This is a genomic window from Sphingopyxis sp., assembly GCF_035565275.1.
Lineage (GTDB): Bacteria > Pseudomonadota > Alphaproteobacteria > Sphingomonadales > Sphingomonadaceae > Sphingopyxis.
Genome location: NZ_DATMST010000183.1, coordinates 1 through 2648, shown reverse-complemented (window position 1 = coordinate 2648; position 2648 = coordinate 1). Strand labels below are relative to the sequence as shown.

Below are 2648 nucleotides of genomic sequence, written 5' to 3'. Positions count from 1 at the left end.
TGCGCCGCACGCCGGTGAGGACCGGTACCTGTGCCGCGCCCTCGCGCACGATACGGTACCGCGTTTCGGGGAGCCGGAGGCTGCCCGACAACAGGGCGGTTTGTCCGGCGACCTTTTCGAGGGTCAGATTGCCCGTCGCGCGCGCCGCGATGTTCTCGCTGCGGGCGAGGCGGGCGTTGTCGAGCGTGGCGGTGAGGTTCATCGGATAACCGTCGGCCTGCGAAAGGCTGATATAGCCCTTCGCCTGGACGCTGCCGTCACCGGCGGTCGCGGTAAGCTGTTCGACTTCGAGCCGGTTGCCGGTGAAGCGGCCGTTGACCACCATATTGGTCAGCCGCGTGCCATAGGTCTGGTTTTCATAGACCATGTCCTTTCCGCGCACGACCCCGTCCAGACAGGGGTCGGAAACGCGGCAACTGAAATCGGCGGCAACCGCGACCGGGCCCGACACATGCTGGTCGGCAGGCCCGAAGAAGGAATAGAGCGTGTCGGCCGGGCCATTGTAGCGGATGCCGCCGCCCAGCGGCGCGGCCATCAGCCGCTCTGTCCATCCGCCCGCGCCGGGGCCAAGCGGACGCAGCGACGCCTGCACGCGCCCGATCACGCTGCCGCGTTTGCGCATCACCGCGCGCGCCTCGCCGCCGTCGGCGAGCAGCTTGCCGGCAAAATTGACGTCGACCGGCTGGCTCACCGAGACGGCGGTGGTGCGGGTGAAGTCGTTGATCGTCAGCCGCGCATCGGCGCGCGGGAAACTGTCCGAATTCGCCTGCTCGAAATCGAGGCTTCCCGACGCACGGCCGCCGAGCCCCATGTCGGGATAAACCGCGTTGAGGATTGCCATGTTGACGCGCTCGAGCCGGCTCTGGACCATGATCCCGTCGCCGAACCGCCCCGCGACCCGCGCGCTGCTGCCGCGACCGAGGTTGACCGTCGTCGGCAGCAATTCGTAGCCGTCCTTGCCCGGAATGATCCGCGCCGGCGAGGTGGTGCGGAAATTGATCCCGGTCGCGCGGCCCTGCACCGATGCACGCCACAGATCGGGCTTGAGGTCGGCGTTCGCGGCTATGCGGAATGGCACGCCGCTCGTGCCTTCGACCAGCGCCTGCGCTTGGCCCGCACCGTTCTGGTAGTCGATTTTCACGCGCCCGACGGCGATGTCATATTCGCGGATCTGCGTCTCGGCGATCTGGATGTCGGCGACGATGTGCGGCTGTTCGTACAGCGTGACATCGGCATCGACGATCGCCGACCCGATCGCAAGTTGCGCCGCCCCGGGAAGAACGACATCATTTGCACGGACATTGATCGCCGCCGCCTGATACTTGCCCGCCGCGCTCAGCCGGACGAGCCCGCCCAGACCCTGCCCCGACGCGTTGAGCTGGCCGACGAACGGCCCGGCATCGCTTTGCACCAGCCTTCCGTTGAAGCCGATCCCCGACAGGTCGCCGCGTTCGACGTCGATTGTCAGCGGTCCCGACGCCATCAGCAGCACGACGTCTGCTGACAGCGGGCCATAGTCGGTGTCGCCGGTCGCGGCGAGGCGATAGCCGTTCGGCGCGCCGTTGATCCTTGCCACGAGGTTCGCGAGCCCGATGCCGAGCCCTGGCCGCTCGGCGGTCACGACCGCGCGTGGATCGCTGATCGTGCCGGCAAGCTGGACGCCGACGGGCCCATAGTCGGTCGAACTGGCGCGCGCCGCGAGCTGGATCTGGCCGTTGGGCGCATAGCTGCCCTGCCCGCTGGTGACGCGCAGCCGCGGCGCCGAGAGGCGGAGGTTCGCGAAGCGGACGACCCCGTCGGTGCCGTAGCGCACGTCGCTCGATGCGGTCGCATTACCGCCGAGGAAGTCGCGCACGCCCGAATTGAACAGTCTGGTCGAGCGCGCGCGAACGCGGCCGACGATTTCGAATCCTCCGCGCGGTGCCGTCTTCAGGTCGGCATCGGTGTCGATGTCGAAGATACCGACGCTTTCGATGCGGTAATCGTTGATCCGTCCGTCGATCGCTCCGGTGTAGAAGCCGCGATTGAGATCGGCGATAATGATCGCCTTCGCATCGATGCGCGGCGAACGCAGGCGAAGATTGTCACTGAGGATGCGGCCGCCCGCGTAGGCGAGATCGCCGTCGAGGCGGACCGCGACCAGCGTCCCGCCCGCGACGGTGTCGAGCCCCCGAATGCGCGCCGCACGGCCCGCGACGGGGATAAGAATCTGGTCGGCGTCGACCCGTGCCTTGCCCGCAAGGCTCAGCCCCTCGACGACGATGTCGTTGACCGCGAGGCTGTTCGCGTTGGCCTGATACTCGACGGTCGGCAGCGCGAATTCGCCGTCGAGCTTTGCGGTCGCGCGAAGACCGTTGGCGCGTACGGCCGGCGCGATCGCGCCCGGTCGCAGCACATTCACCGCGAGTTGCAGCCCGTCGTAGCGACTGGCGCCAAGATCGACGCCGCCGCTGATCCCGAGCCGCGCCGCATCGGACGACAGCCGTCCGTCGATGTCCGCCTTGCGCTCGTTGAGTCGGGCGGTCATGTCAATCGCGGTTTCGCGGCCCAGGATTTCGGCCGCCGGACCGGTGAACAGCCGCGACGCCTGCGCGGTTCCCTTCGCGGCGAACGTGCCGTCGCGCGCCGTGAGTGCCACGCGCGCGAGC

The 2648-nt window shown here is 68.2% G+C and carries 1 protein-coding gene; it reads right to left on the bottom strand.

Annotated elements, in window-relative coordinates; all coding sequences use genetic code 11:
* Window positions 1–2648 (bottom strand): translocation/assembly module TamB domain-containing protein (locus VN047_RS12895; RefSeq protein ID WP_325543283.1); only part of this gene is annotated, 2648 nt, incomplete at both ends.